Below are 26,041 nucleotides of genomic sequence, written 5' to 3' on the forward strand. Positions count from 1 at the left end.
GACTCCACCCCGCCCGTGATCCGGGCAGCACATTTTCCCCATCCATCCGCGAAGGAGCAGCGGTAATGACAGACATCTTGCCCCTGGCCCGCACCACCGTAGCGGCGAAGGACAGCGGCAACCCGAACCTCATCGAGAACGGCCGATTCCTGGACTACAGCCCCCAAGGGTTCAACAGCGACTGGGGAGGCGGTGGCAAGAACTGGCAGGGCGGCCACAAGTTCATCGCGGAGAATGACAACCTCCGCATAGATCACTGGACGGTGACCTGCCTCCCGCGCGACCGGAAGACGGGCAAGGCATTCAACGTCTGGAACGGAAATCAGGCGGATCTGGCGGGCGGCGAGGGCAACGCCCTGCACTTACACGGCATCAACTTCGGCGACGGCACCGGCACCATCAGCCAGGAATTCGCCACGGAGGAGGGCGCCGCGTACGTCGTGAAGTTCAGGCTGGGCACGAATACCTCGGAGAGCCACGGAGCCCATCAGGACTGGCCTCTGATGGGGGTCGCGGTCAGTGTGGACGGAAGCGAGGAGTACGCCGACCGCAGCCTGTTCTTCCAGACCGGGGAACCGTTCCAGGGAACCAGCGATTACGACAATCAACGCCAGTTGTACGGCCGGCTGAAGGCCGACTGGAAGGACTACAGCTTCACCTTCAGGGCCACGGAACACCGTGCGAGGCTCAATTTCTCCTGCCAGGCGAGGGGGAACACCGGGCCCCTGCTGACGGCCGTGGAATGCCGACGGGCGTCCGCCCGGTTCTCGGTGTCGCCCGGTGGGCCGCCGGACGTCACGCTGACGCTCGCCGGCGAAACCCGTTACCCCGGTGTGCACGTGCGGGCCGAGGACGACGGCGCGGTCCCCCCGCAGGACGTCCAGGTGACGCTCCCCCGGGGAAGGGGGCTGCAGTTCGTCCCCGAGGGCAACCCCGGGTACCAGCTCACCGTGTTCGGCGGCAGCACCTACGCCGGGAGCCTGTCCCCGGACGGGCAGACCCTCACCTTCGAGAACGTCGACCTGGCCCTGTCCGGTAAGGGTTCGACGTCCGCGATATGGGTCGCCGTGAAAGCCTCCGGTAACGCCCCGCATCCCGCGGACACGGAGCTGGGCTTCCGCATCGCCGACGCCTCGTCGGGGTCCACCCGCATCCACGTCGTGGGCTCCTGATCCGGCCGGCTGACCACCGGGGCCTTCCCCACCGGAAGGCCGTCACGAGAGACGCCCCGCCCGCAGGCGCCCCTGCGGGCGGGGTCCCGCGACGGCCTCCGCGGCCCCGTCCACCCCTCGTCCTCGTCCTCGTCCGGAGGGACACACATACGGTGACGCCTCGCCCGCCCAAGCTTCCGCCGGCCACCGCGCGCACGACGTCGCGGAGCATGTCCATCGCGGCCCGGGTGTACGGATATCCCCCGGCCCACAACGCCGGATCCGAGTGGATGCTCCACTCGATGCTTCGTCCCCTGAGTGCACGCGGCCATCGGGTGACGGTCTGGCTGTCGCATCCCGGCAGCATCAAGAAGAGTTACGACATCGACGGCGTGCGGGTCGTCCCGTACCAGGAGGGCGGCGATTTCGCCGCCGTGGCCCAGCGCGCCGACGTGCTCCTCTCGCACTTCGAGAACGTTCCCCTGGTGTCGGGTCTCGCCCGGGCCCGCCGGATCCCCGTGGTCGTGCTCTGCCACGACAACTTCGCCACCAGCTTCCACAACGCGGCCGGGGCCGATCTCGTCGTCTACAACAGCGAATGGATCCGGCGGGACGGCGAGATCTACTACGCGCGCTACCCCCGCGAGTTCCTGCCCGGCCGCACGATCGTCGTCCGCCCGCCCGTGATCGCGGAGGACTACCGCACCGATCCGGGCGACTGCGCGACCCTGGTGAACCTCAACCCCGACAAGGGCGGCGACATCTTCTGGCAGATCGCCGCGTGGACGCCCGAGTGGACGTTCCTGGGCGTCCGCGGCGCCTACGGAGCCCAGGTCCCGCCGCCGACCCGGCTGCCCAACTGCGAGATCATCGACGGCGTGACCGGCGACCAGATGCGCACGAAGGTCTACGGCCGGTCGCGGGTGATGCTCATGCCCAGCCTCTACGAGTCCTGGGGGCGGGTGGCGGTGGAGGCGTTCGCGTCCGGCATCCCGGTGATCGCCCACCCCACCCCCGGGCTGGTCGAATCCCTCGGCAAGGCGGGGATCTTCGCCTACCGCGACGACCTGAACGCGTGGATCCACGCCCTGAGGTCGTTGCGGGACCCCAAGAACTGGGAGAGGGCCTCCCGCCGGGCCACGGCACGCTCCGACGAACTGAGCGCGAACCCCGATCTGGACGTCTGGTGCGACGCCGTCGAGTCGTTGTGCGACGCGAGCCGGCGGAAGCTGTTCCGGGTCAGGGGCCTGCCGAAGTACGCGGGGAACGGTGTCGTCCGGTGAGCCGGCCGAGACCTAGGGCGACCGGGCCCGGGAGGTCCCGTCCGAAGGCCGTTCCGGAAGGGGGTCCGGGGCGCCTAGCGTCGTGGGCATGCGCGATGACGACGGCACGCTCGACGAGGCACTGGTCCGGCTGCACGCCACGGGTCCCGAGTTCAGGGGCTGGCTCAGCAATCACGCTCCCATGGCCGTGGAGGCCATGGTCCGCCACGGGCAGGGGGCAAGGGTGCACCGCTGGCTGGACGGGTACCGGGTGCGGCTGGAGGAGCGGCCCGCGCCGTACGGACGGATCACTCAGGAGAACTGGCGGGAGGCGCTGGGCGACGCCCGGTACCTCGGGGACTGGACGGCGTACTTCGGGGAGCGGCTGGGCGAGCGGCCCTGGCGCGCGGTGCTGGCCGAGTGGTGGCCCCGGCTGCTCCCGGGGATCGCCGCCGGGGCCACGCATCCGGTGATCCGGGTCGGGCACGCGGTGCGGACCCTGCTGGCCGGGGACGAGACGGCGCCGCGGATCGCGGAGCTGGCGCACGGCCTCGGCTACTGGGCGGCCCGTCACCAGCCACTGCCGGACGGCATCGTCCCGGCCCCCGCCCCGGCCGACGCCCGGGACGCGCTGCGCGCGGTCCCGCCGGTGCCGGACCCCTCGGGCGGCATCACCCACCGGCTGGCGCAGATCACCACGCTTCCCGCCTGGGCGGCGCCGGACGACGGGACGGCCCCGGAGGCGGCCCGCGAGCGGCTGGACCGGCTGGTGCGCGCCGCGACCGGGTACTACGCGACGCACGCGCACGGCGAGCCGGTGATGCTGGTGCACGCGGCGACCGCGCCCAACGCCGTGCTGCGCGCGCTGCCCGCGCTGCCGCCCGGGCTGTGGCCGGCGAGCCTGGCCGCCGCGTGGGCGGCGAGCGCGGGCGTGGTCGCCTCCTACGCCCCGGCCGGCGGGCCGCGGCCACCCGCCGCCGGTGGCGGGGCCACGGCGGAGGAGCTGTTCGACCGGGCGGCGGTGCACGGCGACGCGCACGCCATCAAGCTGGCCGACACCGCGCTCGACGTGGCCGCCGCGCACCCGCGGGACGGGCATCTGGCGCTGGGTGCCGTGCTGCGGGCGGTGGAGCTGACCGACCCCACCGACTGAACTTCTCAGCAACGCTGAACAATCGGGTGAAGAAGGACTCGCTGGTGCTTCACCGTGCCGGGCGACATGCTCGGTCCATGCGCCCGGTCCACATCGCTCTCGCCGTCCTCGTCGCCGCCGTCTGGGGGTCAACTTCGTCGTCATCGAGGTCGGCCTCGACCGCTTCCCGCCGCTGCTGTTCTCCGCGCTCCGCTTCCTGGTGGCCGCGGTCCCCGCCGTCTTCCTGGTACCCCGGCCCGCGGTGGCCTGGCGGTGGATCGTCGCGGTGGGGCTGACGCTGGGCACGGCCAAGTTCGGCCTGCTGTTCCTCGGCATGGCGGCGGGCATGCCGGCCGGGCTGTCCTCGCTGGTGCTCCAGAGCCAGGCGGTGTTCACCGCGCTGCTCGCGGCGCTGGTGCTGGGCGAGCGGCCGGGCCCGCGCCGGGTGCTGGGCATGGGCGTGGCGCTGGCGGGGATCGGGGTGGCCGCCGCCGACGAGGGCGCCTCGGGGCCGGTGCTCGGCTTCGGGCTGGTCGTCGCCGCCGCGCTGTTCTGGGGGGTGTCCAACGTGCTGACGCGCCGGGCCGCGCCGGGCGACGCGCTGGGCTTCATGGTGTGGGTCAGTCTGGTGCCGGTGCTGCCGCTGGCCGCGCTGTCCCTGGCCGTCGAGGGGCCACGGGCCGACTGGGCGGCGCTGCGGGGTCTGGACTGGACCGGGCTGGGCGCCATCGCCTATGTCGGGGGGGCGCCACGCTGTTCGGCTTCGGCGCCTGGGGTTTCCTGCTGCGGCGTTACCACGCGTCGCTGGTGGCGCCGTTCTCCCTGCTGGTGCCGGTCTTCGGGGTGTCCTCGGCGGCGCTGCTGCTGGGCGAGGGGGTGTCGGCGGCGCGGTGGGCGGCGGCCGTGCTGCTGATCGGCGGGGTGGCGCTGACCTCGTTCGGCGGGGTGCCGTCCGGGCGGGGCGGCGACGGCCCGGTGGCGCGGGCGGCGGGTGCCCCCGGACCGCGGGAGCCGTCGGCGGCCGTCAGCCCGTGACGGCCGCCGACGTCAGCCGGTCAATCTCGGCGAGGTCCTCCGGGGAGAGCGGCTCGGCGGCGAGGGCGGCCAGGTTCTGGTCGAGCTGGTCGACGCTGGAGGCGCCGACGAGGACGGAGACCACGCGCGGGTCGCGCAGCACCCAGGACAGCGCGAGCTGGGCGAGGGACTGCCCGCGCCGCGCGGCGATCTCGTTGAGCGCGCGGAGCAGGCCGAGGACGTCCTCGCTGAGCGCCTCGCGCCGGAGGAAGTGATCCAGGGCCATTCGGGAGCCGGCGGGCACCTCGCCGGAGAGATAGCGGTCGGTGAGCAGTCCCTGGGCGAGGGGCGAGAAGGCGATGAGGCCGGTGCCGGTCCCGCCCACCGCGTCGAGGACGCCTTCCTCGACGCCGCGGTTGAGGATGCTGTACGGGGCCTGGTGGATCAGCAGCGGGGTGCCGAGGCCGCGCAGGATGTCCACGGCGCGGCGGTGCTGCTCGGCCGGGTAGTTGGAGATGCCGGCGTAGAGCGCCTTGCCCTGGCGGACGGCGGTGTCGAGGGCGCCGAGCGTCTCCTCCAGCGGCGTGTCGGGGTCGAAGCGGTGGGAGTAGAAGACGTCGACGTACTCCAGCCCCATCCGGCGCAGTGACTGGTCGAGGCTGGCGAGCAGATACTTGCGGGAGCCGAACTCGCCGTAGGGGCCGGGCCACATGTCGTACCCGGCCTTGGTGGCGATGAACAGCTCGTCCCGGTAGGGGCGGAGGTCCCGGGCGAGGTGGGTCCCGAAGTTGGCCTCGGCGGAGCCGTACGGCGGCCCGTAGTTGTTGGCGAGGTCGAAGTGCGTGACGCCCCGGTCGAACGCCCGGCGCAGCACCGCGCGCTGGGTGGCCGGCGGGGTGGTGTCCCCGAAGTTGTGCCACAGGCCGAGCGACACGGCCGGGAGCAGGACGCCGCTGTGCCCGCAGCGGCGATACTGCATGGTGTCGTAACGCTCGGCGGCGGCTGCGTAGTTCACCGGGGGCTCCTGGGGACGCCGGGGACGGGTGCGAACATCATCATGTCATGACGTCTTGTCATATGCCGGTCGCGGCGTGGCTCCGGTCCGCCGCCCGGCGACGACGGGGCGGGCGGGCGCCCGGCCGGGTCCGGACAACGATCCACCAGGCCAACCTGTCATGATCATCGCTAAACCGGGCACGGATTGCGGACGCGGTTCGATCTCGATGGGGCGCAATCGGCCGGCGGGGCTTCCCCTCCGGCGCCGCCGGGCCCCATGATCTTGGGCAGTCATTAGTGAGGAGTACTAATGCCCCGTGAACATGTTGCCCAGGTCTTCGTCCAGCAGGCCGGGGCCTGCGTCCGGCTCGGCTCGCCGCTCTACGCGGCGCTGCTGGCCCGGGCGGCAGGGGACATCCGCGACGGTGGGCCGTGCGCCGCGGCGGTGGCGGGGCACGAGGACACCTCCGCGGACGACGCGCTGCCGCTGCGTTTCATGGGCGCCGTCCACGCCCTCGCGCTGACCGGCCGGGCCCCCGCGCTCGCCGCCCACTACCCCAGCACCGGCGGTTCCTTCGACCCCGAGGACCCGGACGCCGCCTGGCCCGCGTTCCGCGCGGCCGTGGCGGACGAGCCGGAGTGGATCCGCGACTGGCTGACCCGTCCGCCGCAGACCAACGAGGTGGGCCGCTCCAACCTGCTGCTGTCCGGTCTGCTGGACACCGTGCCCACCGCCCAGCTGCCCGTGCGCCTCTTCGAACTCGGGTCGAGCGCGGGCCTCAACCTGCGGGCGGAGCAGTTCCGTTACACGGCGGGGGACTTCGCCTGGGGCCCGCCGGACTCCTCGGTGCGGCTCGCCGACGCCTGGGCGGGGCCGGTGCCGGACTGGCTGCGCGCGGGCGCGGCCCGGCACCAGGCGCTGCGGATCGTGGAGCGGCGCGGCTGCGACCCGTCCCCCATCGACCCGCTGTCCGCGGACGGTTCGCTGGCGCTGCGGGCGTACGTCTGGCCCGATCAGTCCGAGCGGATGGAGCGGCTCGACGGCGCGCTGCGCGTCGCTGCCAAGGTGCCGGCGACGATCGAGGCGTCCGGGTCGGTGGAGTTCCTGTCCGAGGTGCGGCTGGAGCCCGGGACGCTCACCGTGGTCTGGCACTCCGTCATGCGGCAGTACGTACCGGCACCGGAGTGGGCCGGGGTGGAGCGGGAGATCGACCGGCTGGCCGCCTCGGCCACGCCGGAGGCGCGGTTCGCCGCGATCTCCTTCGAGCCGCGCGAGGTGTCCGGCCGGCACGGCTTCTGGCTGTCCGTCCGCGCCGGGAACGAGCCGGAGCGGCTGCTGGCGTCGGCGCACCCGCACGGGATTCCGGCGCGCTGGCCCGGCCACGGGGACGGCCCGGGGAGAGGATGAGCCCATGGCGCGCACGATGACGGCGGACGAGTGGCGGGCGTTTCTCGCGGCGGGCACCAGGACGGGCAAGCTGTCGACCGTACGGGCGGACGGCGGGCCGCACGTGGCCCCCGTCTGGTTCGTGCTCGACGGGGACGACATCGTCTTCACCACGGGGGCGACCAGTGTGAAGGGGCGGAACCTGGCCCGGGACGGCCGGGCCGCGCTCTGCGTGGACGACGACCGGCCGCCGTACGCCTTCGTGGCCGTCCGGGGGCGGGCGACGCTGAGCGAGGACCCCCAGGCACTGCGGATCTGGGCCACCCGGATCGCCGCCCGGTACATGGGCCGGGACCGCGCCGAGGAGTACGGCGCGCGCAACGGCGTCCCGGGCGAGCTGCTGGTGCGGATCCGGCCGGAGCAGGTGACGGCCCAGTCCGGCGTGGCGGACTGAGCGGGGCGGGCGCGGCCATGACCGGCGGATCGGTGGACCACCCGCTCTTCGCCCGCCTCTACGCGCGGGCCGGCCCGCTGGTCGACCGGCGCGGCCTGGCGGCCCGGCGGGCGGCCCTGCTGGCCGGGCTGTCCGGCCGGGTGATCGAGATCGGCGCGGGCGACGGGCGGAACTTCGCGCACTACCCGGCCGGGGTCACCGGGGTGCTCGCGATCGAGCCGGAGCCGCTGCTGCGCCGCCTCGCCCGGCTGCGGGCCGCCACGGCGCCGGTACCGGTGGAGGTGGTCGACGGCCTGGCCCGGCGGCTGCCCGCGGGCGACGCCTCGTTCGACGCCGCGGTGGCCTGTCTGGTGCTGTGCTCGGTCGACGACCCCGGGGCGGCGCTCGGCGAGGCGTACCGGGTGCTGCGGCCCGGCGGCGAGCTGCGGTACCTGGAGCACGTCCGCGCGCCCTCGCCCGGCCTGCGGCTGGTGCAGCGGGCGCTGGACGCCACCGTGTGGCCCCGGCTGATGGGCGGCTGCCACACCGGCCGCGACACGCCGGCGGCACTGCGACGGGCCGGGTTCGCCGTGCCGGAACCCGTACGGTTCCGCTTCCCGGCCCTCCCCACTCCGGTCTCCTTCCACGTCCTCGGCGCCGCCCACCGGCCCGGGACGGGGTCCCGGCATTAGGCTCCCGCCATGCCCGCACGTTTCAAGGACCTCGCGCTGGACGCCAACGATCACCAGGCGCTCGCCGACTGGTGGTGCGCGGCGCTCGGATACGAACGCCGGCACCGGCTCCCGGACGAGGAGATCCCCGCCCACTGGCCGGTGCCGATCCACGACCCGGGCGGTCTCGGGCCGCTGATCTGGGTCAATCCGGTGCCCGAGCCGAAGACCGTGAAGAACCGGATGCACCTCGACGTCCGGGGCGACACCGAGGAGCTGCTGGCGCTGGGCGCGACCCTGCTGCGCGGCCGGGACGACGAGATCGAGTGGGACGTCCTGGCCGATCCGGAGGGCAACGAGTTCTGCGTGTTCCCGCCGGAGCCGCCGCCCGTGATCAGGCCGTCGGTGCGCTGACGGTCCGGCGCGCGGCGGCCGGCGGGCGGCCCGCGACCGGGTCAGGCCCACCGCCAGGTGCGGCGGTCCCGGGCGACGGCGTAGACGGCCTCCACGGTGTCCGGCTTGAGGACCCCGCCGCGCCCGGCCAAGCCGTCCAGGTCGGTCTCCCGCAGCACCTCCACGTCCCGCAGCGCCGGGGAGACCGCGACGCTCGCCGCGCCGACGCAGACCAGCACGGGCCGGACCGGCACCGGGAATCCGCAGCCCCGGCCGAGGGCGTGGGCGGCGCGGTGCGCGGCGCGGCGGCAGCGGCGCACGTACGGCTCCGCGCGCCGCCCGTTGATCCGCACCGTGTCCTCGCCGGCCTCCAGCCGGGCCCCGCGGTCCCCCACCGAGCGGAGGCACAGCACGCCCGCCGGGCCGATCGCCAGGTGGGAGATGTCCGCCTCGCCGGGCAGCGGGACCGAGTGCAGGATCCGCCAGCCCGCGCCGGCGAGCGCGTCGAGCCGTTCCCCCGCTCCTTCCTCCGCGTCCAGGGCGGCGCGCAGCGCGTCGGCAGCGGCCGATCGCAGCAGCAGCCTGTCCCGCAGGCGCCGCAGCCGGCCCGCCGGGCGGGCGGCCAGCTCGCCGTGCAGTGTCTCGCCCGGCCGGTTCGGTGCCAGGTCGTCGTCCGGGTGCAGCCACAGCGGGCCACGGCCCACGCCCCACCGGCCGGGATCCTCCGGATTCTCCATCACGCCCTCCCCCACCCATGACATCATCGTCCGGATCCGGGGGCGAGAGGTCACCCCCGCGACGGGCGGCTCGGGAGGGACGCGGGGCAGTGACGGGGCTCATCGACACGGTGGCGTGGGTGCATCTGGAGGGCGGGCGGATCCTCGCCGCGCGCTCCCGGGGCAGAAGCCTGTTCTACATCCCGGGCGGCAAGCGGAACGCGGGCGAGAGCGACGTGGAGGTCCTGCTGCGGGAGGTGCGGGAGGAGCTGGCCGTGACGCTGGTCCCGGACACGGTGGCGCACCTGGGCACGTACACCGCGCAGGCCGACGGGCACCCGGAGGGCACGCTGGTGCGGATGGCCTGCTACACGGCGCGGCACCGGGGAACGCCGGTCGCCAGCGGCGAGATCGAGGAGATCGCCTGGCTGTCGCTGGCCGACCGGCACCGGACGGCGCCCGTGGACCACGCCGTCTTCGACGACCTGGCGCGCGCGGGCCGCCTGCGCTGACCGGGCGCCGGCGCGGGCGGGTTCCCGGCCACGGGGAGCCAGTAGCATGGGGATCTTCTGGCGGAAGGGCGACGACGTGGCCGGAGCGCGGACGGACGGTCGGGTGGAGCGGGGCAATCAGACCCGCCGGCTCGTGCTGGGCCGGACCATGGCCATCGCCTCCGTCGAGGGCCTGGAGGGCCTGTCGATCGGCCGCGTCGCGACCGAGCTGGGGCTCAGCAAGAGCGGCGTGTTCGCCCTCTTCGGGTCCAAGGAGCAGATGCAGCTCGCGACCCTGCGCGCCGCCAAGGCCGTCTTCGTGGAGCACACCATCCGGCCGGCCGAACGGATCCCGCCCGGCATCGAGCGCGTGCGGCGGCTGTGCGAGGGCTTTCTGGCGTACTCGCGGTCGCGGGTGTTCCCCGGCGGGTGCTTCTTCTCGGTGGTCGCCGCGGAGTTCGGCGCCCGCAGTGGCCCGGTCCACGAGGCGGTCGCCCGGGCCCGCACGGAGTGGGTCGCCTACATCCACGGCGTGCTGGAGGAGGCCGTCGCCGCCGGTGACCTGCGCGGCGACGTCGACGTGCCGCAGCTCGCCTTCGAGCTGAAGTCGTTCATGGAGATGGCCAACGCCGATTCGACGCTGCACGGCGACGACACCGGCTACGACCGGGCGGCGGCGGCCATCGCCGCCCGGCTCCGGGCCGCGGCGGCGGAGCCGCTGACGCCGGCCGACCGATCCGGCACCGCCTGAACGGGCCGGACTCGCGGGCCCGTCGAGGACGCGGGCCGCGGTGCCGGGAACGCCGAGGGCGGTGGGACGGCGGTCGCACACGGCCGAGGGACCCGCGCTGATCCGGCACCGCGTCACGCGCTGTCCGTCGGACCGGTCCGGCGCGCCGCGCGGGTTCCCGGCGCGACCGGGTGGTGACGGGCACGGACCGTGACCGGGGGTGTTTGTCGGCGCCGCCGTGCCGGGCGCGGCCACGGGCTCCGGCGGATGGCGCCGCCGGGCGCGGGCGGGCACCGGCACCTCCGCACGCCATGTCGCGGATACGACCGGGACGCCGCCGCCACCGCGTGCATCCCGAGGCGCATGGCCCGGCGGCCACGTACACCCGCCCGGACCGGGTCCGGGCCGCGGAGGGTGTCGCTCCGAGGGCCACGGGACGGGCCCGCGTCGCGGAGGCGGCCGGGAGGGCGCCCGGTCGGGGCCTGCGGCGCGTGGTGGGGGGCTAGCCGACAGGGTCGGTGGCCGAGGCGAAGTCGAGGACGGCTCCGATGACCTGGGGGTCGGCGATGATCCGGCGGTGGCCGAGGCCCCGGGTGACCAGCAGGTCGGCGCGGTCGCGGAAGGCGGCCATCACGCGGCCGGACTGCTCCGGGGCGATCATGTCGTCGTGCTCGTCGTGGACGATCATGATCGGCAGGGTGAGCCGGTCCGCCTGGTGGGTGGCCGACAGGCGGGGCCACGGGTCCGGCTCGCCGGGGAAGAGCCGGTGCTCGATGCGGCGTCGCAGCTCCGGCGCGGCCCACGGCCCGAGGCCGAACCGGGCGCGGAAGCCGTCGACGAGGCAGTCGAAGTCGGCCGGGGCCGCGATGGAGACCAGCCGGTCGGCGTGGACGCCGCCCCGCACGGCGAAAAACGCGGACAGGCCGCCGATGGAGTGGCCGATGACCGCCGCGAAGCCGCCGCGCTCGCCGTGCTCGGCCTGGAGCCGCAGGGCGATGTCGCGGAACTCCACCACGGTGCTCCCCCGGCCGCCGGAGTCGCCGTGGCCGGGGCCGTCGAAGGCGATCGGGCTGTAGCCGCGGTCGGTCAGCGCGCGCACGAGCGGGCTCCACCGGGACGCGCGGGACATCCAGCCGTGCATCAGCAGCACGGGCCGCTCGCCCGTGCCCCAGCGGTACACGGCGACGGACGTGCCGCCCACGGTCAGCTCGCGGCGCTCGGCCTGCCGCATGACCGGCTCCTCGGCGGGCTTGACGGGAACTCTGGAGCGCGGGTTCCAGAAGAGGTCGATCGCCCACCGGCCGGCCAGCCGGGGCGAGACGCGGGCGGTGCCGTTGAGTGCGGTGCGGACGAGTCCAGTGCTGAGGTCCATGTCCGGCTTCCCCTCGATCGTCGGTGACGACGGATATTAGCACGACCGTTCGCACAGTTTCCTGGCCCGCGGACACCCCGCCACGCCACGCCGGGGCGGGCGTGACGGAGGGTCAGGACGCCGCTTCCACCGCTTCCTGGGCCTCGGCGTCGCGCCGCACCAGGGCCGCGTACCGGCCGTCGGCGGCCATGAGCTCGTCGTGGGTCCCGCGCTCCGCGATCCGGCCCCCGTCCAGGACGACGATCTGGTCGGCGTCGCGGACGGTCGAGAGGCGGTGGGCGATGGTGATGGTGGTGCGCCCGGCCGCCAGCGAGTCGATCGCCTGCTGCACGGCCTGCTCGGTCCGCGTGTCCAGCGCGCTGGTGGCCTCGTCGAGGACGAGGACGGGCGGATCGCGCAGGATCGCGCGGGCGATGGCCAGCCGCTGCTTCTCGCCGCCCGAGAAGCGGTAGCCCCGCTCGCCCACGATCGTGTCGTACCCGTCCGGCAGCCCGGCGATGTGGTCGTGGATCTGGGCGGCCCGGGCGGCGGCCTCGATCTCCGCCTGACCGGCCTCCGGCTTGGCGAACCGCAGGTTGTCCGCGACCGAGGCGTGGAAGAGGTACGTCTCCTGGGAGACCACGCCGATCGCCCGGGCGAGCGAGGCGAAGCTCAGGTCGCGGACGTCGACGCCGTCCAGCGTCACCCGGCCCTCGGTGACGTCGTACAGGCGCGGCACCAGATAGCCGAGCGTGCTCTTGCCGGCACCGGTCGGGCCGACGACGGCGAGCGAACTCCCGGCGGGGACGGTCAGGTCGATGCCCGACAGGGTGGGGGCGGCGGCCGGGTCGTAGGCGAAGGACACCTTCTCGAACCGGACGGCACCGCGCGCCCGGGCCAGCTCCACCGGGTCGGGCCGCTCGGTGATGTCGACACGCAGGTCGAGGTACTCGAAGATCCGCTGGAACAGCGCCAGCGACGCCTGGATGTCGACACCGGTGGACAGCAGGGAGACGGCGGGGCGCAGCAGGCCCTGCTGGAGGCTGACGAACGCGACGAGCGTGCCGATCGACGGCGCGGTGCCACCGAACTCCAGCATCAGCCCGGCCGACCAGTACAGCAGGGCGGGGATCGCGGCCATGATCATGCCGATGGTGGCCATGCGCCAGCGTCCGGCCATGCTGGCACGCACCTCCAGGCCGACCAACTGCTGGGACTCGGCGGCGAATTCGCGGGTCAGCGCCTCGGCGCGGCCCATCGTGCGGCCCAGCAGGATGCCGCTGACGGACAGCGACTCGGTGACCATGGCGGCCATTACGGCCATCTGCTTCTGCCGTTGCGTGGTGATGCGCCGGCGCTCGCGCCCGACCCGGCGGGCGATCCAGACGAAGAACGGCAGCAGCGCGAGCGAGACCAGGGTGAGCCGCCAGTCGAGGGCGAGCATCGCCACCACGGTCGCGACCACGGCGGTGAGGTTCGAGACCAGCGAGGTGGCCGTCGAGGTGACAGTGGCCTGCATGCCGCCGATGTCGTTGGCGATGCGCGACTGCACCTCGCCGGTACGGGTCCGGGTGAAGAACGCCAGCGGCATCTGCTGGAGCTTGGCGTAGACGGCCGTCCGCAGGTCGTGCATCACCTGCTGGCCCACCGTGGTGGAGATCAGGGTCTGCAGGACGCCGAAGACGCTGCTGGTGACGGCGGTGGCGACCATGCCGAGCGCGAGCAGCGCCAGGAGGCCGGTGCGCTGCTGGGGCAGCGCGACGTCGATGATCTCGCGCAGCAGGAACGGGGAGGCGACCGCGACCAGGGAGGAGGCGCCGACCAGGAGGCCGACGACGGCGAGGCGGCCCCGGTAGGGGCGGAAGAGGCGGAGGATACGGCGGACCTGGGCGGGCTGCCGCGCGGCGGACGCGTCGTCGGCGAGCCGGGGCCGCCGGGGCCCCGGGGGGGTGTCGTGAAACATGTCATGAGGGAGGTCGTAAGGCCGCATGGGCTCCTTCGAAGACGAGTGGGACCTGGGACGACCAGGTGACTGACCAACGGGAAGTTTACGTTCCGCCCGGCGGCGCCGGACCGGCCCGGAGGCTTCCGGGCGGCGGCCGGGTGGCCGGGGCGGGCCGGGCGTGTTACGAAGGGTCAATGCCCGCCCTCGCCTCGTACGACGCCGTGATCGTCGGTGGTGGCCACAACGGACTGGTCGCCGCCGCCTACCTCGCTCGCGCCGGACGCCGGACGCTGGTGCTGGAGCGCCTGGGCCGGACCGGGGGCGCCGCCGTGTCCGACGCCCCGTTTCCCGGGGTGCCGGCCCGGCTGTCCCGGTACGCGTATCTGGTCAGCCTGCTGCCGGAGAAGATCGTCGAGGACCTGGGCCTGCGGCTGTCGCTGCGCCGGCGGATCTTCTCCTCCTACACGCCCGCCGAGCGCGGCGGGCGGCCGACCGGGCTGCTCGTCGGCGGCGAGGAGAGCAGGACCCGCGAGGCGTTCGAGCGGCTCACCGGCTCGGACCGGGAGTACGAGGCGTGGCTCCGGTTCCACGGGATGACCCGGAGGGTGGCGGGGCGGGTCTTCCCGACCCTGACCGAGCCGCTGCCGACGCGGGCCGCGCTGCGCGCCCGGATCGGCGAGGACCCGGCGTGGGAGGCGCTGTTCGAACGGCCGCTGGGCGAGGCGGTGGAGGCCGCGTTCGACGACGACCTGGTGCGCGGGGTGGTGCTGACGGACGGTCTGATCGGCACCTTCGCCACGGCCCACGACCCGTCGCTGCGGCAGAACCGCTGCTTCCTCTACCACGTCATCGGCCAGTGCACCGGCGAGTGGGACGTGCCGGTGGGCGGCATGGGGGCGGTGACCGGCGCGCTGGCGGACGCGGCGCGGGCGGCCGGTGCGGAGATCGCCACCGGGCACGAGGTGACGGCCGTGGCGACGGACGGGCGGCGGGCGGAGGTGGCGTTCCGCACGGCCGACGCGGAGGGGGTCGTCGGGGCGGAGCAGGTGCTCGTGAACGCGTCGCCGCGGGCGCTGGCCGAGCTGCTGGGCGACCCGGCGCCGGCCCCGGCCGAGGGGGCGCAGTTCAAGGTGAACATGCTGCTGCGGCGGCTGCCCGCGCTGCGCGACCCGGACACCGATCCGCGCGAGGCGTTCGCCGGGACGTTCCATGTCGCGGAGGGGTACCGGCAGCTGGAGGACGCCTACCGGCAGGCGGCGGCCGGGGAGCTGCCGCGCACGCCGCCGAGCGAGATGTACTGCCATTCGCTGACCGACGCCTCGATCCTCGCCCCCGAGCTGGCCGCGCGCGGCTATCAGACGCTGACGGTGTTCGGGCTGCACACCCCCGCCCGGCTGTTCGCGCGGGACAACGACGCGGCGCGCGCGGCGCTGCTGGAGTCCACGCTGGCGACGCTGGACGCGCACCTGGCCGAGCCGCTCGCGGACTGCCTCGCCGTCGACGCGGACGGCAGGCCGTGCGTGGAGGCCAAGACGCCGCTGGACCTGGAGCGGGAGCTGCGGCTGCCGGGCGGCCACATCTTCCACCGGGACCTGGCCTTCCCGTTCGCGGACGGGGACGGGCACGGGGACGGCGGGACTGCGGACCCGGCCGGGCGCTGGGGCGTGGCGACCGGCCACGCGAACGTGCTGCTGTGCGGCGCGGGCGCGGTCCGGGGCGGCGGCGTGAGCGGCGTGCCCGGTCACAACGCCGCGATGGCGGCCCTGGGCCGCTGACGGCCGCCGCCCCTGCCCGGCGGCGGGACGGGTGCGGGCGGGTGCGGGCCTGACGGTTTCCGTTCGAACGGGCCGAAAATCCGTTGATATTCCATCCCGTTGACCGTGACCCTTGCCAGGTTGCCCGGTTCCGCCCGCACCGAATTCCTGGGATGTCATGCAGATTCGCGATCTTCCGCATTCCGACCCCGGCGACCCCGACGTACGATCCGGATTCCGGTTTCTCGTCTGGCTGTTCCGGCAACAGCTCGGGGGGCAGATCAAGGCCGCGAGCTGGGGCACCCTCCACATGACCGCGATCGCGGGCCTGCCCCTGACCATGGGCCTGGCCATCGACGCCGTGACCGACGGCTCCGGGCGGCGGCTCGCCCTGACCGGCCTGCTCATGCTCGCCATCACGGTCGTCATGGGTGTCGCGGACACGATGCTGCACCGCGCGGCGGTGACCAACTGGATCCTCGCCGCCGCGCGCGTCCAGCAGCTCCTGGCCCGCCGCACCGCCGAGCTGGGCGGCGTGCTGACCCGGCGGGTGGCCGCGGGCGAGGTGGTGAAGGTCTCCACCGGCGACGTCGAGAAGATCGGCTGGTTCGTCGAGGCGTTCTCGCGGTTCGCCGCCGCCGTCGTGGTCACGCTCGGGGTGTGCGCCGGACTGATCGTGTACGAGCCCCGGCTCGGCCTGATCGTGCTGGCCGGGATCGTCGCCGTCGTGCTGAGCGCCTGGCCCCTGCTCCCGGCCGCGACGCGGCGGGCGGACGTGGAGCGCGGCAAGTCCGGGCGCGCCACCACACTGGCCTCCGACACGGTCGCCGGGCTGCGGGTGCTGCGCGGCATCGGCGGCGAGGAGCTGTTCCTGGAGCGGTACCGGCGCGCCTCCCAGGAGGTGCGCGCCGCGTCCGTGCACAGCGCCCGGATGTGGTCGCTGATCGACGCGGTGCAGGTGGTGATGCCGGGTCTGCTGCTGATCGCGGTGGTCTGGCAGGGCGTCGGGCTGGCCCTGGACGGCGAGCTGTCGGCCGGTGAACTGGTCACCGTGTACGGCGCGGTGAGCTTCCTGATGTTCCCGCTGCGGCTGTTCCAGGAGGCGGCCATGGCGTTCACCTTTTCCCGGCCGTCGGCCAAACGGGCCGTGCGCGTGCTGGCGCTGCGCCGGGCGGACCAGGACGCTGCGGCGGTGACCGCGCTGGACCAGCCGCTCGCCGGGGATCTGCGGGATCCGGCCACCGGCCTGCACGCCCCGGCCGGGAAGCTGACGGCCGTGGTGTGCGGCAGCCCCGCCGTGGCCGAGCGGCTGGCCGAACGGCTCGGCGGCCACTCCGTGCACGGCGACGGTGAGCCCTCGGCGCGGCTCGGTGGCGTCCCGCTGGACGAGGTGCCGCTGGCCGCCGCCCGGACGGCCGTGCTGGTGCAGGACAAGGACCCGGTGCTGCTGTCCGGCACGCTCGCGGAGCTGCTGGACGTGCCCGCTTCCGGACGGGTCACGACCGGCGAGGCGCTGCGGGCCGCGCAGTGCCACGACGTGCTGACGGCGCTGGCGCAGGCGGCGCCCGCCGGCGGCGACCCGATGGAGGGCCGGATCACCGAGCGGGGCCGGTCGCTCTCGGGCGGGCAGCGGCAGCGGCTGGCGCTGGCCCGCTCGCTGATCGCCGACCCGGAGGTGCTGGTGCTGGACGAGCCGACGTCGGCGGTGGACTCGCACACCGAGGCCAGGATCGCGGAGGGCGTCCGCGCCCTGCGCTCCGGACGCACCACCGTGGTCTTCACCTCCAGTCCCCTGCTGCTCGACCGCGCGGACCTGGTGGCCTTCGTGCACGACGGCACGGTGGCCGCCGCCGGGACCCACCGCGACCTGCTGCGCACCGCCCCCGCGTACCGGGCGGTCGTCACCCGTGAGACCGAACCCGCGTCCCGTGCCGAATCCCTTGCCGAGGAGAGCGCATGATCGGCGTCAGCCCGCCGGAGCACGACCCGGCCGCCACCGAGCACACCACCACGCTGCCGGTGGCCGGCCGCGCGACCGTCCGGGCCTATGTGCGGGACCTGCTGCGCCGTCACCGGCGGGCGTTCACCGGGCTGCTGGCGGTCAACGCCGTCGCCGTGGTGGCGTCCATGGTCGGTCCGCACCTGCTCGGCGGCGTCGTCCAGGACCTGGCCGACGGGGACCGGGAACCGGCCCTGGGGCGGACCATCGCGCTCTTCGCCGCCGCCCTGGCCGTGCAGGCGTTCTTCACGCGGCTGGTGCGGCTGCGCGGCGCCGTGCTGGGCGAGCGGATGCTGGCGGACCTGCGCGAGGACTTCCTCGTGCGGTCGGTCGGGCTGCCGCCGGGCGTGCTGGAGCGGGCCGGCACCGGCGACCTGCTGGCCCGCATCAACACGGACATCGACCGGCTGTCCAAGGCGATGCGCGAGGCCGCCCCGGAGATGGCCATCGCCGTGGTGTGGGCGGGGCTGCTGCTGGGCGGCATCGTGGTGACGGCGCCGCCGCTCGGCATCGTCGTGCTGCTCACCTCTCCCCTGCTGCTGGTGACGTGCGTGTGGTACTTCCGGCGGGCGCCCGCGGCCTACCGCTCGGAGTCCGCGGGCTACGCGGCGGTCGCGGGCGTGCTGGCCGAGACGGTGGACGCCGGCCGGACCATCGAGGCCCACCGCCTCCAGCGCCGGCGGGTCGAGCTGTCCGAGCGGCGGGTGAAGGAGTGGACCGCCTGGGAGCGCTACACGCTGTGGCTGCGCTCGGTGCTCATCCCGGCGATCAACGTCTTCAACGCGCTGATCGTCAGCGGCGTGCTGCTCCTCGGCGGCGTCTTCGTGCTGCAGGGCTGGCTCGGCGTCGGCGCGCTGACCACGGGCGCGGTGCTGGCGCTGATGCTGACCGAGCCGGTCGGCATGATCGTGCGCTGGATGGACGAGCTCCAGGTCGCCCAGGTGTCGCTGGCACGGCTGGTCGGGGTGCGCGAGATCGAGGACGGCGGGGGCGACGGGTCCCTCCGCCCCGTCGGCCGCGAACTGACCGCCGACCTGGTGCGGTTCGGCTACCTGCCGGGCACGGACGTGCTCCACGGGGTGTCCCTCGACGTGGCGCCGGGCACCAGGATGGCGCTGGTCGGGCCCTCGGGAGCGGGCAAGTCCACCCTCGGCCGGCTGCTCGCCGGGATCTACGCCCCGCGCGCCGGCGAGGTGACGCTCGGCGGGGCCAGGCTGGCCGGGATGGCGGCCGAGCGGATCCGGGAGCAGGTGGCCCTGGTCAACCAGGAGCACCACGTGTTCGTGGGGCCGCTGCGCGACAACCTGCTGCTGGCCCGCACCGATGCCACGGACGCCGAGCTGTGGGCGGCGCTGGCGGCCGTCGACGCCGACGCGTGGGTGCGCGAGCTGCCGGACGGCCTCGACAGCGAGGTCGGCTCCGGGGGCCTGAACGTCTCGCCCGCGCAGGCCCAGCAGATCGCGCTGGCCCGGCTGGTCCTGGCCGATCCGCACACGCTCGTGCTGGACGAGGCGACGTCGCTGCTGGACCCGCGGGCCGCCCGGCACCTGGAGCGCTCGCTGGCCCGGGTGCTGGAGGGCCGCACGGTGATAGCGATCGCACACCGCCTGCACACCGCGCACGACGCCGACGTGATCGCGGTCGTCGAGGACGGCCGCGTCAGCGAACTCGGCAGCCACGACGAGCTGGTGGCGGCCGACGGCGCCTACGCGGCGCTGTGGCGGTCCTGGCACGGCTGAACCGGCCGGGCCGGTGGGGGCCGTCAGGCCGTCAGGACGACGGCCCCCACGCCGCTGGCCGCGCCGATCACCATGAAGACCGGCATCAGCACCTTGTTCTCCACCCAGGCGCCGGCCCGGAACCGCATGAACTGCGGCGTCCCGACGGGGTACCAGCGCTTGCCCGCGATCGGCAGCGGCCACAGCATGGGGCAGCCGGACACGGTCAGCGCGTCGCCGAGCGTGTGCACGATCGAGCCGAGCACGATGGGCAGCCCCAGCCACAGATAGGGCTCGCCCTCGAACAGCCAGTCCGAGCCGTTCCCCGGCTCGTCCAGCACGCCCGCCAGCAGCCAGGCGCTCGTCGCGCCCAGCAGCCACACCAGCACGTCGCTGGAGACCCGCGCCATCCGCCACAGCAGGCCCTCCACGGCGAGGACCACGTGCACGAACAGGGTGATCAGCACCGCCCAGCGGCCCCAGGTGATCGCGGCCAGGGAGAAGCCGGCGCCGATCAGGACCGCCCATATCCAGGTGTGGGTCAGGGTCCGGTGCCCCCCGGTGCGCCGCCGCTCCCCCTTGGCGCGGGTCGCGTTGTAGACCGCCTCCGACAGCTTGTCGATGCACGCGGCCAGCAGCTTGGACACCGGCCCGAACGCCCGGGAGATCGTCGCGGACTTCTGGTCCAGATCCGGGGCGAGCGCCGCGCCCGCGCAGATCAGCGTGCCCACCGCGAGCACCGGCCAGGGCATCCCGTGGCCCGCCGCCGCGGCCGCCGCTCCCACCCCCAGCCATGCCATCGCGCCGGACAGTGAGTGCGCCGGTCCCATCATGGCCCCCGCCCCCTTTTCTCATGTCGTGCTCCCCGTCGGCGGCACAGCGTAGTGCCTGGTGATCTTCGGCGGGGCGGCCGGTTCCCCCTCGGGCCGCGGATACGGGCAGTATGGACCGGTGACCCTTATCGATCAGATGCCTGCGACCAGCGATCCCGACGCTCTCTTCGACGCCTTCTCGTCGTGGACGGGCGAGCGGGGGATCTCCCTCTACCCCGCGCAGGAGGAGGCGCTGATCGAGGTGCTGTCGGGGGCGAACGTCATCCTGTCCACGCCGACCGGCTCCGGGAAGTCGCTGGTGGCGGCCGGTGCCCACTTCGCGGCGCTGGCGCGGGACGAGGTCACGTTCTACACCGCGCCGATCAAGGCCCTGGTCTCCGAGAAGTTCTTCGATCTGTGCAAGCTCTTCGGCACCGAGAACGTCGGCATGCTGACCGGTGACGCCTCGGTCAACGCGGACGCGCCCGTGATCTGCTGCACCGCCGAGGTGCTCGCCTCGATCGCGCTGCGCGACGGCGCGCAGGCGGACATCGGCCAGGTCGTCATGGACGAGTTCCACTTCTACGCCGAGCCGGACCGGGGCTGGGCGTGGCAGATCCCGCTGCTGGAGCTGCCGCAGGCCCAGTTCGTGCTGATGTCGGCGACCCTCGGCGACGTGTCCCGGTTCGAGGAGGACCTGACGCGGCGCACCGGGCGGCCGACGGCGGTGGTGCGCTCGGCCACCCGTCCGGTGCCGCTGAGCTACGAGTACCGCACGACCGCGCTGACCGAGACGCTCACCGAACTCCTCCAGACCCGTCAGGCGCCCGTCTACATCGTGCACTTCACCCAGGCGCAGGCCGTGGAGCGGGCCCAGGCGCTGATGAGCATCAACATGTGCAGCCGCGAGGAGAAGGACGAGATCGCCGCCCTCATCGGCAACTTCCGCTTCACCACCAAGTTCGGAAAGAACCTCTCCCGCTACGTCCGGCACGGCATCGGGGTGCACCACGCCGGGATGCTGCCGAAGTACCGCCGGCTGGTGGAGAAGCTGGCCCAGGCCGGGCTGCTGAAGGTGATCTGCGGGACCGACACGCTCGGCGTGGGGGTGAACGTCCCGATCAGGACCGTGCTGTTCACCGCCCTCACCAAGTACGACGGGAGCCGGGTGCGGGTGCTGCGGGCCCGCGAGTTCCACCAGATCGCGGGGCGTGCGGGACGGGCCGGGTTCGACACCTCCGGGTTCGTGGTGGCGCAGGCGCCGGAGCACGTGGTGGAGAACGAGAAGGCGCTGGCCAAGGCCGGGGACGACCCGAAGAAGCGCCGCAAGGTCGTCCGCAAGAAGCCGCCGGAGGGCTTCGTCAACTGGAGCGAGGACACCTTCCAGCGGCTGATCGCCGCCGAGCCGGAGCCGCTGACCTCCCGGTTCCGTGTCACCCACGCGATGCTGCTGGCGGTCATCGCCCGGCCGGGCGACGCGTTCCAGGCGATGCGGCGGCTGCTGGAGGACAACCACGAGCCGCGCCGGCAGCAGCTCCGGCACATCCGGCGGGCCATCGCGATCTACCGCTCGCTGCTGGACGGGGGGATCGTGGAGCGGCTGGAGACGCCCGACGCCCAGGGCCGCTCGGTGCGGCTGACGGTGGACCTGCAGGCCGACTTCGCGCTCAACCAGCCGCTGTCCACGTTCGCCCTGGCCGCGTTCGAGCTGCTCGATCCCGAATCTCCCTCCTACGCGCTGGACATGGTCTCGGTGGTGGAGTCCACGCTGGACGATCCGCGGCAGATCCTGGCCGCCCAGCAGAACAAGGCCCGCGGCGAGGCCGTCGCCGCGATGAAGGCCGAGGGCATCGAGTACGAGGAGCGGATGGAGCGGCTGATGGACATCACCCATCCGCGCCCGCTGGACGACCTCCTCTTCCACGCCTTCGGCGTCTACCGCAAGAGCCACCCCTGGGTGGGCGATCATCCGCTCTCCCCCAAGTCCGTGGTGCGCGACATGTACGAACGCGCCATGACCTTCTCCGAGTTCGTCTCCTACTACGAGCTGGCGCGCACCGAGGGCATCGTGCTGCGCTATCTGGCCGGCGCCTACAAGGCCCTGGAGCACACCGTGCCCGACGACCTGAAGTCGGAGGACTTCCAGGACATCACGGCCTGGCTCGGCGAGCTGGTGCGGCAGGTGGACTCCAGCCTGCTCGACGAGTGGGAACAACTGGCCAACCCCGAGACCGAGGACGCCACCGAGGCCCAGGACCGCGCCGACCAGGTGCGCCCCGTCACGGCCAACGCCCGGGCCTTCCGCGTGCTGGTGCGGAACGCCATGTTCCGCCGGGTGGAGCTGGCGGCGCTGGACCGGACCGGCGAACTCGGCGAGCTGGACGCGGAGTCCGGCTGGGACGCCGACGCCTGGGCCGCCGCACTCGACGCCTACTGGCAGGAGTACGACGAGCTGGGCACCGGGCCGGACGCCAGGGGGCCGCGGCTGCTGTCCATCGAGGAGCGGCCCGAGGACGGCCTGTGGCGGGTCCGGCAGACGTTCGCCGATCCGGCGGGCGACCACGACTGGGGCATCTCGGCCGAGGTGGACCTGACCGCGTCCGACGCGGAGGGCCGCGCCGTGATCAGGGTGATGGACGTCGGTCAGCTCTGAGCCCCGCTGTCACCCCGGCGCCACCGGGGACGCGGCGCGGGCCCGGACCAGGGCGGCGGCAAGCTCGGCGCGATACCACCGGGCCTCCTCCGGGTCGGTCGCGGTCAGCAGCGGCTCGACCGCCTCCCACCGGGGGCCGCCGGGACGGATGCCCGGCAGCGGCGGGCGCAGCCGCAGCAGCAGGGCCCGCTCCCCGGTGTCCGGCACGTCGGCCGCCAGCGTCGGCGGCTCCAGGACCGCGGCGAGCGCGGCGGCGTGCTGCCAGGGATCCCCGGCGTGACGGATCAGCAGATCCGTGCGGCGCCTGCGCCAGCGGCGCGGGCGCCAGTCCACGCCGTCACGCAGGGCCCGGCGCAGTTCCTCGGGCGCCGGGCCGGTGAGCAGCTCGGCGCTCCCGGCCGCGAACACGCGCAACTCGGCGGCGGCATACCGCCAGACGACGACCCGGTGCCGGTTCACGTGGAAGTCGACCGGGGCCAGGAGCCCGCCGCGCGCGAGCCGGACGAAGCGCGAGGGGGCGATGCCCAGCAATGCGGCGCCCTCGGTCGCGTTCACCATGAGGGCCCGGTCGCGCAGCAGTCCGGGAGCGCCCACGTCGGCGCGGAGCCGGTCCAGCGCCGCGCGCGGGACGCTCCGCCGCCACGGGACGGCCGAGGCGACGGTGGGGATCTGGTCCAGCCGCACCGCGTCGTCCAGCTCCCGTGGCCTCAGGCCCAGCTCCTTGGCCGCCAGGCGGACGGGCACGGCACCGGTGCCGGCCGGACCGGCGGCGGAGACCGCGGCGTCGGCGGAGACGGTGGCACAGGAGGCAGTGGCACGGGTAGCGGTGGCACGAATAGCGGTGGCCGGAGCGGTCTTCTGTACAGGCATGACGGTTCCCTTCGCAGCGATGCGACTACGTTACGTAATCAGCATAGCCACGATCCGTCACCTTTGGCAACCCTGCGTAATCGCGGTTTCGCGTCGCTCAGGGCGTGTTCTCCCGCGCGGCGAGGCCCATGTGCTCGCCGACCTTGTTCACCAGGAGGGTCATCTCGTACCCCACCTGCCCGATGTCGGCGTCCGGCCCGGCCAGCACGCACAGGCAGCTGCCGTCCCCGGCGGCCGTGACGAACAGCACGCCGTCGTCGAACTCGATCATCGTCTGCCGGACGTCACCGCACCGGAAGTGCTCGCCCACTCCCTTCGCGAGACTGTGCAGGCCGGAGGAGACAGCGGCCAAGTGCTCGGCGCTGCTCCGCTTCAGACCCCGGCTCACGGAGGTGACCAGCCCATCGCTGGACAGCAGCAGAACGTGCCGCACGCGCGGCAGCCGTTGCGCCAGATCGTCCAGCAGCCAGTCGAGCGTGGTGCTCAGTGCCATCCCCAGCTCCCCCTTCTCGTAAGGCGACTGCTGTGTCAGCCTTCCCCAGTAAGAGGCTGTCGGCAACCACCTGTGCGGTACCGCTATCCGGAAGGGACGGTACCTTTTGCTCTGGTCAGCCGCGCCACCGGGTCGAACAGGGAGGCTCTCGTTGGGCACGACGGAGGCGGAAGAGACCGGCGCGGAGGAGCAACTCTTCGTACTCACAGCCGCGTTGCTCACGCCGGAACGCTTCCCCGGCGTGCTGGGCGACGACTACCCCGCGGCCTGTGAGGCGCTGTCCCTCGCGCCGACCGCCCGGGGCTACGGCCTGCTCTTCGGCCAGGACGGCGACGGCGCGCGCTGGACGGTGGCGACCGACGACGTGGCCCTGACCGCGGTGGCGATAGCCGCCTGGGACTGCGGCATGAGCCACGACGTCTGCCCCGACGACCGGACCATCGCCGCCGTGCTGCCGGGCTGGCCGCTGGCCCTCGCCGTCGCCGCCCCCGGCCTGCCCGCCCCCCACGACCCCGCGCCGGAGCCCGGCGGTTCGGGGCCCGCGCCGCTCGCGCCGCCCGACCCGGGGGCGTGGGGCCCCGCCCAACGGCGCCTGGGCGCCGACGAGATCGCGCGGCAGTGGACGCGGTGGCGCGCACAGGTCGCCGACGAGGTGACGTTCGTCGCTCCGGGCGAGCGGCCCAACGCGAACGTCCGCCGCGTCCTGGACCACCTGCGCGGCTATCTGGCCTCGCCGCCCCCGCCCGGCCGTGTCCGGGCGGCCGTGGCCTCCACCGCCGGCGACGCCCACACGCTGCGCGCCGACGGCCCGGGCTGGAGCATGGTGGCCCGGACCGACGACATCGCGTTCGTGCTGCTGGACGAGGCGCCGCGCGAGATCCTGCCGGTGGGCCGCGGTCCCGAACTGCCCGGGCTGCTGGCCGGGCTGGAGGAGCTGGCGCTCAGGACCGCGGCCGGCTGAGCCGCGCGGGCCGCTCGCGCAGCGGGGCGCCCACCGCGTGCATGTGGCGCAGGGCCTGCCGGTAGGAGTCGGCCAGGCCGGTCTCCGCGTACGGCAGGCCGGCCGCGCGGCAGTGGTGGCGGACCAGCGGGCGGGCCAGCCGCAGGTGCGGGCGCGGCATGCTGGGGAAGAGGTGGTGCTCGATCTGGTAGTTGAGGCCGCCCATCAGCCAGTCGGTGACCGGCCCGCCGCGCACGTTGCGCGACGTCAGCACCTGGCGCCGCAGATGGCCCCAGCGCTCCCCGTCCGCCCCGGGCATCGCCATCCCCTTGTGGTTGGGCGCGAAGACGCAGCCGAGGTGGAGGCCGAACAGGGCGTGGTGGACGAGCGCGAAGACCACGGCCCGGCCGGGGCCCAGGGCCGTCCCCAGCAGCAGCGCGTACGCCGTGGCGTGGACCGCGAGCAGCAGCCCCTCCACGGCCCGCGCCGTGCCGTGCCGCTCCCATCCGGCGGACGAGAGCACCATCCGCGCGCTCGCCACCTTCAGCGCGATGCCTTCCAGGAGCAGCAGCGGGAAGAACAGCCACGCCTGATGGCGCGTGAGCAGACGGGCGAGACCGGCCCGTTTCGCCGCCTGCGCCCGCGTCCATACCAGGACGCCCTCCCCGACGTCCGGGTCCTTCTCCAGGTGGTTGGGGTTGGCGTGGTGGCGGTTGTGCTTGTCGTTCCACCAGGCGGAGCTCATGCCGAGCAGCAGATTGCCGTGGACCAGGCCGAGGAGGCGGTTGGTCCGGCGCGTCGCGGCGATCTGCGCGTGGCCTGCGTCGTGCCCGTAGAACGCGGTCCGGGTGGAGAAGAGCGCCAGCGGCACGGCGAGCGCCACGGTCCACCAGGTGTCGCCGGCCGCGAGCACGGCGAGTACGAGGGCGGCCAGGGCGAGGGCGTTGACGGTGATGCCCGCGGCGTACCAGCCGGTGCGCCGGGCGAGCAGGTCCTGGCTCCTGACCTGCCGCAGCAGCGGGGCGAACGCGTCGCCGGGAGCGGTCGGGGGGCGCGGCGCGGCGTGCGCGTGGGGCGGCATCGCGGCGGCCAGCTCCCGCAGCCGCGCGGCGTCGGCGGCGTCCAGCGGG

At 74.2% G+C, this 26,041-nt stretch carries 22 protein-coding genes and 1 pseudogene; 15 read left to right on the forward strand and 8 right to left on the reverse strand.

Going from position 1 to position 26,041, the window contains the following annotated elements:
* Nucleotides 1-65 precede the first annotated feature (65 nt).
* The 4 genes and pseudogenes from ACSNOC_RS08780 (at nucleotide 66) to ACSNOC_RS08795 (ending at nucleotide 4,580) form a co-directional block, all read left to right on the forward strand.
* Nucleotides 66-1,172, forward strand: a complete 1,107-nt coding sequence (locus ACSNOC_RS08780; RefSeq protein WP_436746720.1) for a hypothetical protein — start codon at nucleotides 66-68, stop codon at nucleotides 1,170-1,172.
* A gap of 209 nt (nucleotides 1,173-1,381) precedes the next feature.
* A complete protein-coding gene (locus tag ACSNOC_RS08785) occupies nucleotides 1,382-2,434 on the forward strand; it encodes a glycosyltransferase family 4 protein (RefSeq protein WP_436746721.1) in 1,053 nt (350 codons plus the stop codon).
* An 88-nt stretch (nucleotides 2,435-2,522) separates the two neighbouring features.
* A complete protein-coding gene (locus tag ACSNOC_RS08790; protein WP_436746722.1) occupies nucleotides 2,523-3,566 on the forward strand; it encodes a questin oxidase family protein in 1,044 nt (347 codons plus the stop codon).
* A gap of 77 nt (nucleotides 3,567-3,643) precedes the next feature.
* Nucleotides 3,644-4,580, forward strand: a pseudogene (locus ACSNOC_RS08795) (EamA family transporter).
* Here ACSNOC_RS08795 and ACSNOC_RS08800 read toward each other — a convergent pair.
* The gene (locus ACSNOC_RS08800; RefSeq protein ID WP_436746723.1) at nucleotides 4,570-5,574 is read right to left on the reverse strand and encodes an aldo/keto reductase; all 1,005 of its coding nucleotides are present in this window, start codon (nucleotides 5,572-5,574) and stop codon (nucleotides 4,570-4,572) included. The pseudogene ACSNOC_RS08795 and the gene ACSNOC_RS08800 sit on opposite strands and share 11 nt — an antisense overlap.
* A 291-nt stretch (nucleotides 5,575-5,865) precedes the next feature.
* Here ACSNOC_RS08800 and ACSNOC_RS08805 point away from each other — a divergent pair, with 291 nt between their 5' ends.
* From ACSNOC_RS08805 to ACSNOC_RS08820, 4 genes are read left to right on the forward strand one after another with little or no spacing between them, the layout of a single operon-like run.
* Nucleotides 5,866-6,963, forward strand: coding sequence for a DUF2332 domain-containing protein (locus ACSNOC_RS08805; RefSeq protein ID WP_436746724.1), 1,098 nt, complete (start codon nucleotides 5,866-5,868; stop codon nucleotides 6,961-6,963).
* 4 nt (nucleotides 6,964-6,967) lie between these two features.
* On the forward strand, nucleotides 6,968-7,396 hold the full coding sequence (locus ACSNOC_RS08810; RefSeq protein WP_436746725.1) for a PPOX class F420-dependent oxidoreductase: 429 nt from the start codon (nucleotides 6,968-6,970) through the stop codon (nucleotides 7,394-7,396).
* Nucleotides 7,397-7,413: 17 nt separating this feature from the next.
* Nucleotides 7,414-8,067, forward strand: coding sequence for a class I SAM-dependent methyltransferase (locus tag ACSNOC_RS08815; RefSeq protein WP_436746726.1), 654 nt, complete (start codon nucleotides 7,414-7,416; stop codon nucleotides 8,065-8,067).
* A 9-nt stretch (nucleotides 8,068-8,076) separates the two neighbouring features.
* Nucleotides 8,077-8,460, forward strand: a complete 384-nt coding sequence (locus tag ACSNOC_RS08820; RefSeq protein ID WP_436746727.1) for a VOC family protein — start codon at nucleotides 8,077-8,079, stop codon at nucleotides 8,458-8,460.
* A 41-nt stretch (nucleotides 8,461-8,501) separates the two neighbouring features.
* Here ACSNOC_RS08820 and ACSNOC_RS08825 read toward each other — a convergent pair whose 3' ends face one another.
* The gene (locus ACSNOC_RS08825) at nucleotides 8,502-9,176 is read right to left on the reverse strand and encodes a nuclease-related domain-containing protein (RefSeq protein WP_436746728.1); all 675 of its coding nucleotides are present in this window, start codon (nucleotides 9,174-9,176) and stop codon (nucleotides 8,502-8,504) included.
* 89 nt (nucleotides 9,177-9,265) lie between these two features.
* On the opposite strand from ACSNOC_RS08825, the gene ACSNOC_RS08830 reads away from it, so the two are divergent.
* A complete protein-coding gene (locus ACSNOC_RS08830) occupies nucleotides 9,266-9,667 on the forward strand; it encodes an NUDIX hydrolase (protein ID WP_436746729.1) in 402 nt (133 codons plus the stop codon).
* 76 nt (nucleotides 9,668-9,743) lie between these two features.
* Entirely contained in the window at nucleotides 9,744-10,397 is a 654-nt protein-coding gene (locus ACSNOC_RS08835; RefSeq protein WP_436746741.1) for a TetR/AcrR family transcriptional regulator, read from the forward strand.
* A 481-nt stretch (nucleotides 10,398-10,878) separates the two neighbouring features.
* Here ACSNOC_RS08835 and ACSNOC_RS08840 read toward each other — a convergent pair whose 3' ends face one another.
* On the reverse strand, nucleotides 10,879-11,748 hold the full coding sequence (locus ACSNOC_RS08840) for an alpha/beta hydrolase (RefSeq protein ID WP_436746730.1): 870 nt from the start codon (nucleotides 11,746-11,748) through the stop codon (nucleotides 10,879-10,881).
* A 112-nt stretch (nucleotides 11,749-11,860) separates the two neighbouring features.
* Nucleotides 11,861-13,690: an ABC transporter ATP-binding protein gene (locus ACSNOC_RS08845; protein ID WP_436746731.1), complete on the reverse strand. Its 1,830-nt coding sequence runs from the start codon at nucleotides 13,688-13,690 to the stop codon at nucleotides 11,861-11,863.
* Between the two features lie 176 nt (nucleotides 13,691-13,866).
* On the opposite strand from ACSNOC_RS08845, the gene ACSNOC_RS08850 reads away from it, so the two are divergent.
* The 3 genes from ACSNOC_RS08850 (at nucleotide 13,867) to ACSNOC_RS08860 (ending at nucleotide 19,164) form a co-directional block, all read left to right on the forward strand.
* Nucleotides 13,867-15,447: a phytoene desaturase family protein gene (locus ACSNOC_RS08850; RefSeq protein WP_436746732.1), complete on the forward strand. Its 1,581-nt coding sequence runs from the start codon at nucleotides 13,867-13,869 to the stop codon at nucleotides 15,445-15,447.
* A gap of 157 nt (nucleotides 15,448-15,604) precedes the next feature.
* Entirely contained in the window at nucleotides 15,605-17,386 is a 1,782-nt protein-coding gene (locus ACSNOC_RS08855) for an ABC transporter ATP-binding protein (RefSeq protein WP_436746733.1), read from the forward strand.
* Complete coding sequence (locus ACSNOC_RS08860) at nucleotides 17,383-19,164, forward strand: ABC transporter ATP-binding protein (protein WP_436746734.1); 1,782 nt, start codon at nucleotides 17,383-17,385, stop codon at nucleotides 19,162-19,164. Before ACSNOC_RS08855 ends, ACSNOC_RS08860 begins: the two co-directional genes overlap by 4 nt.
* Nucleotides 19,165-19,187: 23 nt before the next feature.
* On the opposite strand, the gene ACSNOC_RS08865 is transcribed toward ACSNOC_RS08860, so the two are convergent.
* Nucleotides 19,188-19,976, reverse strand: coding sequence for a metal-dependent hydrolase (locus ACSNOC_RS08865; RefSeq protein ID WP_436746735.1), 789 nt, complete (start codon nucleotides 19,974-19,976; stop codon nucleotides 19,188-19,190).
* Nucleotides 19,977-20,094: 118 nt separating this feature from the next.
* Between ACSNOC_RS08865 and ACSNOC_RS08870 the strand changes: the two genes are divergently transcribed.
* Nucleotides 20,095-22,608, forward strand: a complete 2,514-nt coding sequence (locus tag ACSNOC_RS08870) for a DEAD/DEAH box helicase (protein ID WP_436746736.1) — start codon at nucleotides 20,095-20,097, stop codon at nucleotides 22,606-22,608.
* Between the two features lie 9 nt (nucleotides 22,609-22,617).
* Here ACSNOC_RS08870 and ACSNOC_RS08875 read toward each other — a convergent pair whose 3' ends face one another.
* Both ACSNOC_RS08875 and ACSNOC_RS08880 read right to left on the reverse strand, forming a co-directional pair.
* A complete protein-coding gene (locus ACSNOC_RS08875) occupies nucleotides 22,618-23,478 on the reverse strand; it encodes a DUF6397 family protein (RefSeq protein WP_436746737.1) in 861 nt (286 codons plus the stop codon).
* A gap of 97 nt (nucleotides 23,479-23,575) precedes the next feature.
* Nucleotides 23,576-23,971 carry a roadblock/LC7 domain-containing protein gene (locus tag ACSNOC_RS08880; protein WP_436746738.1) on the reverse strand — a complete coding sequence of 132 codons (396 nt, stop codon included), beginning with the start codon at nucleotides 23,969-23,971 and terminating at the stop codon, nucleotides 23,576-23,578.
* Nucleotides 23,972-24,122: 151 nt separating this feature from the next.
* On the opposite strand from ACSNOC_RS08880, the gene ACSNOC_RS08885 reads away from it, so the two are divergent.
* Nucleotides 24,123-24,932 (forward strand): hypothetical protein, encoded by an 810-nt coding sequence (locus ACSNOC_RS08885; protein ID WP_436746739.1) that lies wholly within the window; start codon nucleotides 24,123-24,125, stop codon nucleotides 24,930-24,932.
* Here ACSNOC_RS08885 and ACSNOC_RS08890 read toward each other — a convergent pair.
* Nucleotides 24,913-25,992 carry a fatty acid desaturase family protein gene (locus ACSNOC_RS08890; RefSeq protein WP_436746742.1) on the reverse strand — a complete coding sequence of 360 codons (1,080 nt, stop codon included), beginning with the start codon at nucleotides 25,990-25,992 and terminating at the stop codon, nucleotides 24,913-24,915. The two genes, ACSNOC_RS08885 and ACSNOC_RS08890, sit on opposite strands and share 20 nt — an antisense overlap.
* Between the last annotated feature and the right edge of the window lie 49 nt (nucleotides 25,993-26,041).

It is taken from the genome of Streptomyces sp. URMC 129 (assembly GCF_051386415.1).
Classification (GTDB): domain Bacteria; phylum Actinomycetota; class Actinomycetes; order Streptomycetales; family Streptomycetaceae; genus Streptomyces.

What these genes read in the sequence shown, in the direction of transcription:
- ACSNOC_RS08780 (WP_436746720.1), top strand. Translation starts at nt 66, where the DNA reads ATGACAGACATCTTGCCCCTGGCCCGCACCACCGTAGCGGCGAAGGAC.
- ACSNOC_RS08785 (WP_436746721.1), top strand. Translation starts at nt 1,382, where the DNA reads ATGTCCATCGCGGCCCGGGTGTACGGATATCCCCCGGCCCACAACGCC.
- ACSNOC_RS08790 (WP_436746722.1), top strand. Translation starts at nt 2,523, where the DNA reads ATGCGCGATGACGACGGCACGCTCGACGAGGCACTGGTCCGGCTGCAC.
- ACSNOC_RS08805 (WP_436746724.1), top strand. Translation starts at nt 5,866, where the DNA reads ATGCCCCGTGAACATGTTGCCCAGGTCTTCGTCCAGCAGGCCGGGGCC.
- ACSNOC_RS08810 (WP_436746725.1), top strand. Translation starts at nt 6,968, where the DNA reads ATGGCGCGCACGATGACGGCGGACGAGTGGCGGGCGTTTCTCGCGGCG.
- ACSNOC_RS08815 (WP_436746726.1), top strand. Translation starts at nt 7,414, where the DNA reads ATGACCGGCGGATCGGTGGACCACCCGCTCTTCGCCCGCCTCTACGCG.
- ACSNOC_RS08820 (WP_436746727.1), top strand. Translation starts at nt 8,077, where the DNA reads ATGCCCGCACGTTTCAAGGACCTCGCGCTGGACGCCAACGATCACCAG.
- ACSNOC_RS08825 (WP_436746728.1), bottom strand. Translation starts at nt 9,176, where the DNA reads ATGGAGAATCCGGAGGATCCCGGCCGGTGGGGCGTGGGCCGTGGCCCG.
- ACSNOC_RS08840 (WP_436746730.1), bottom strand. Translation starts at nt 11,748, where the DNA reads ATGGACCTCAGCACTGGACTCGTCCGCACCGCACTCAACGGCACCGCC.
- ACSNOC_RS08845 (WP_436746731.1), bottom strand. Translation starts at nt 13,690, where the DNA reads ATGTTTCACGACACCCCCCCGGGGCCCCGGCGGCCCCGGCTCGCCGAC.
- ACSNOC_RS08850 (WP_436746732.1), top strand. Translation starts at nt 13,867, where the DNA reads ATGCCCGCCCTCGCCTCGTACGACGCCGTGATCGTCGGTGGTGGCCAC.
- ACSNOC_RS08855 (WP_436746733.1), top strand. Translation starts at nt 15,605, where the DNA reads ATGCAGATTCGCGATCTTCCGCATTCCGACCCCGGCGACCCCGACGTA.
- ACSNOC_RS08860 (WP_436746734.1), top strand. Translation starts at nt 17,383, where the DNA reads ATGATCGGCGTCAGCCCGCCGGAGCACGACCCGGCCGCCACCGAGCAC.
- ACSNOC_RS08865 (WP_436746735.1), bottom strand. Translation starts at nt 19,976, where the DNA reads ATGATGGGACCGGCGCACTCACTGTCCGGCGCGATGGCATGGCTGGGG.
- ACSNOC_RS08875 (WP_436746737.1), bottom strand. Translation starts at nt 23,478, where the DNA reads ATGCCTGTACAGAAGACCGCTCCGGCCACCGCTATTCGTGCCACCGCT.
- ACSNOC_RS08880 (WP_436746738.1), bottom strand. Translation starts at nt 23,971, where the DNA reads ATGGCACTGAGCACCACGCTCGACTGGCTGCTGGACGATCTGGCGCAA.
- ACSNOC_RS08890 (WP_436746742.1), bottom strand. Translation starts at nt 25,992, where the DNA reads ATGCCGCCCCACGCGCACGCCGCGCCGCGCCCCCCGACCGCTCCCGGC.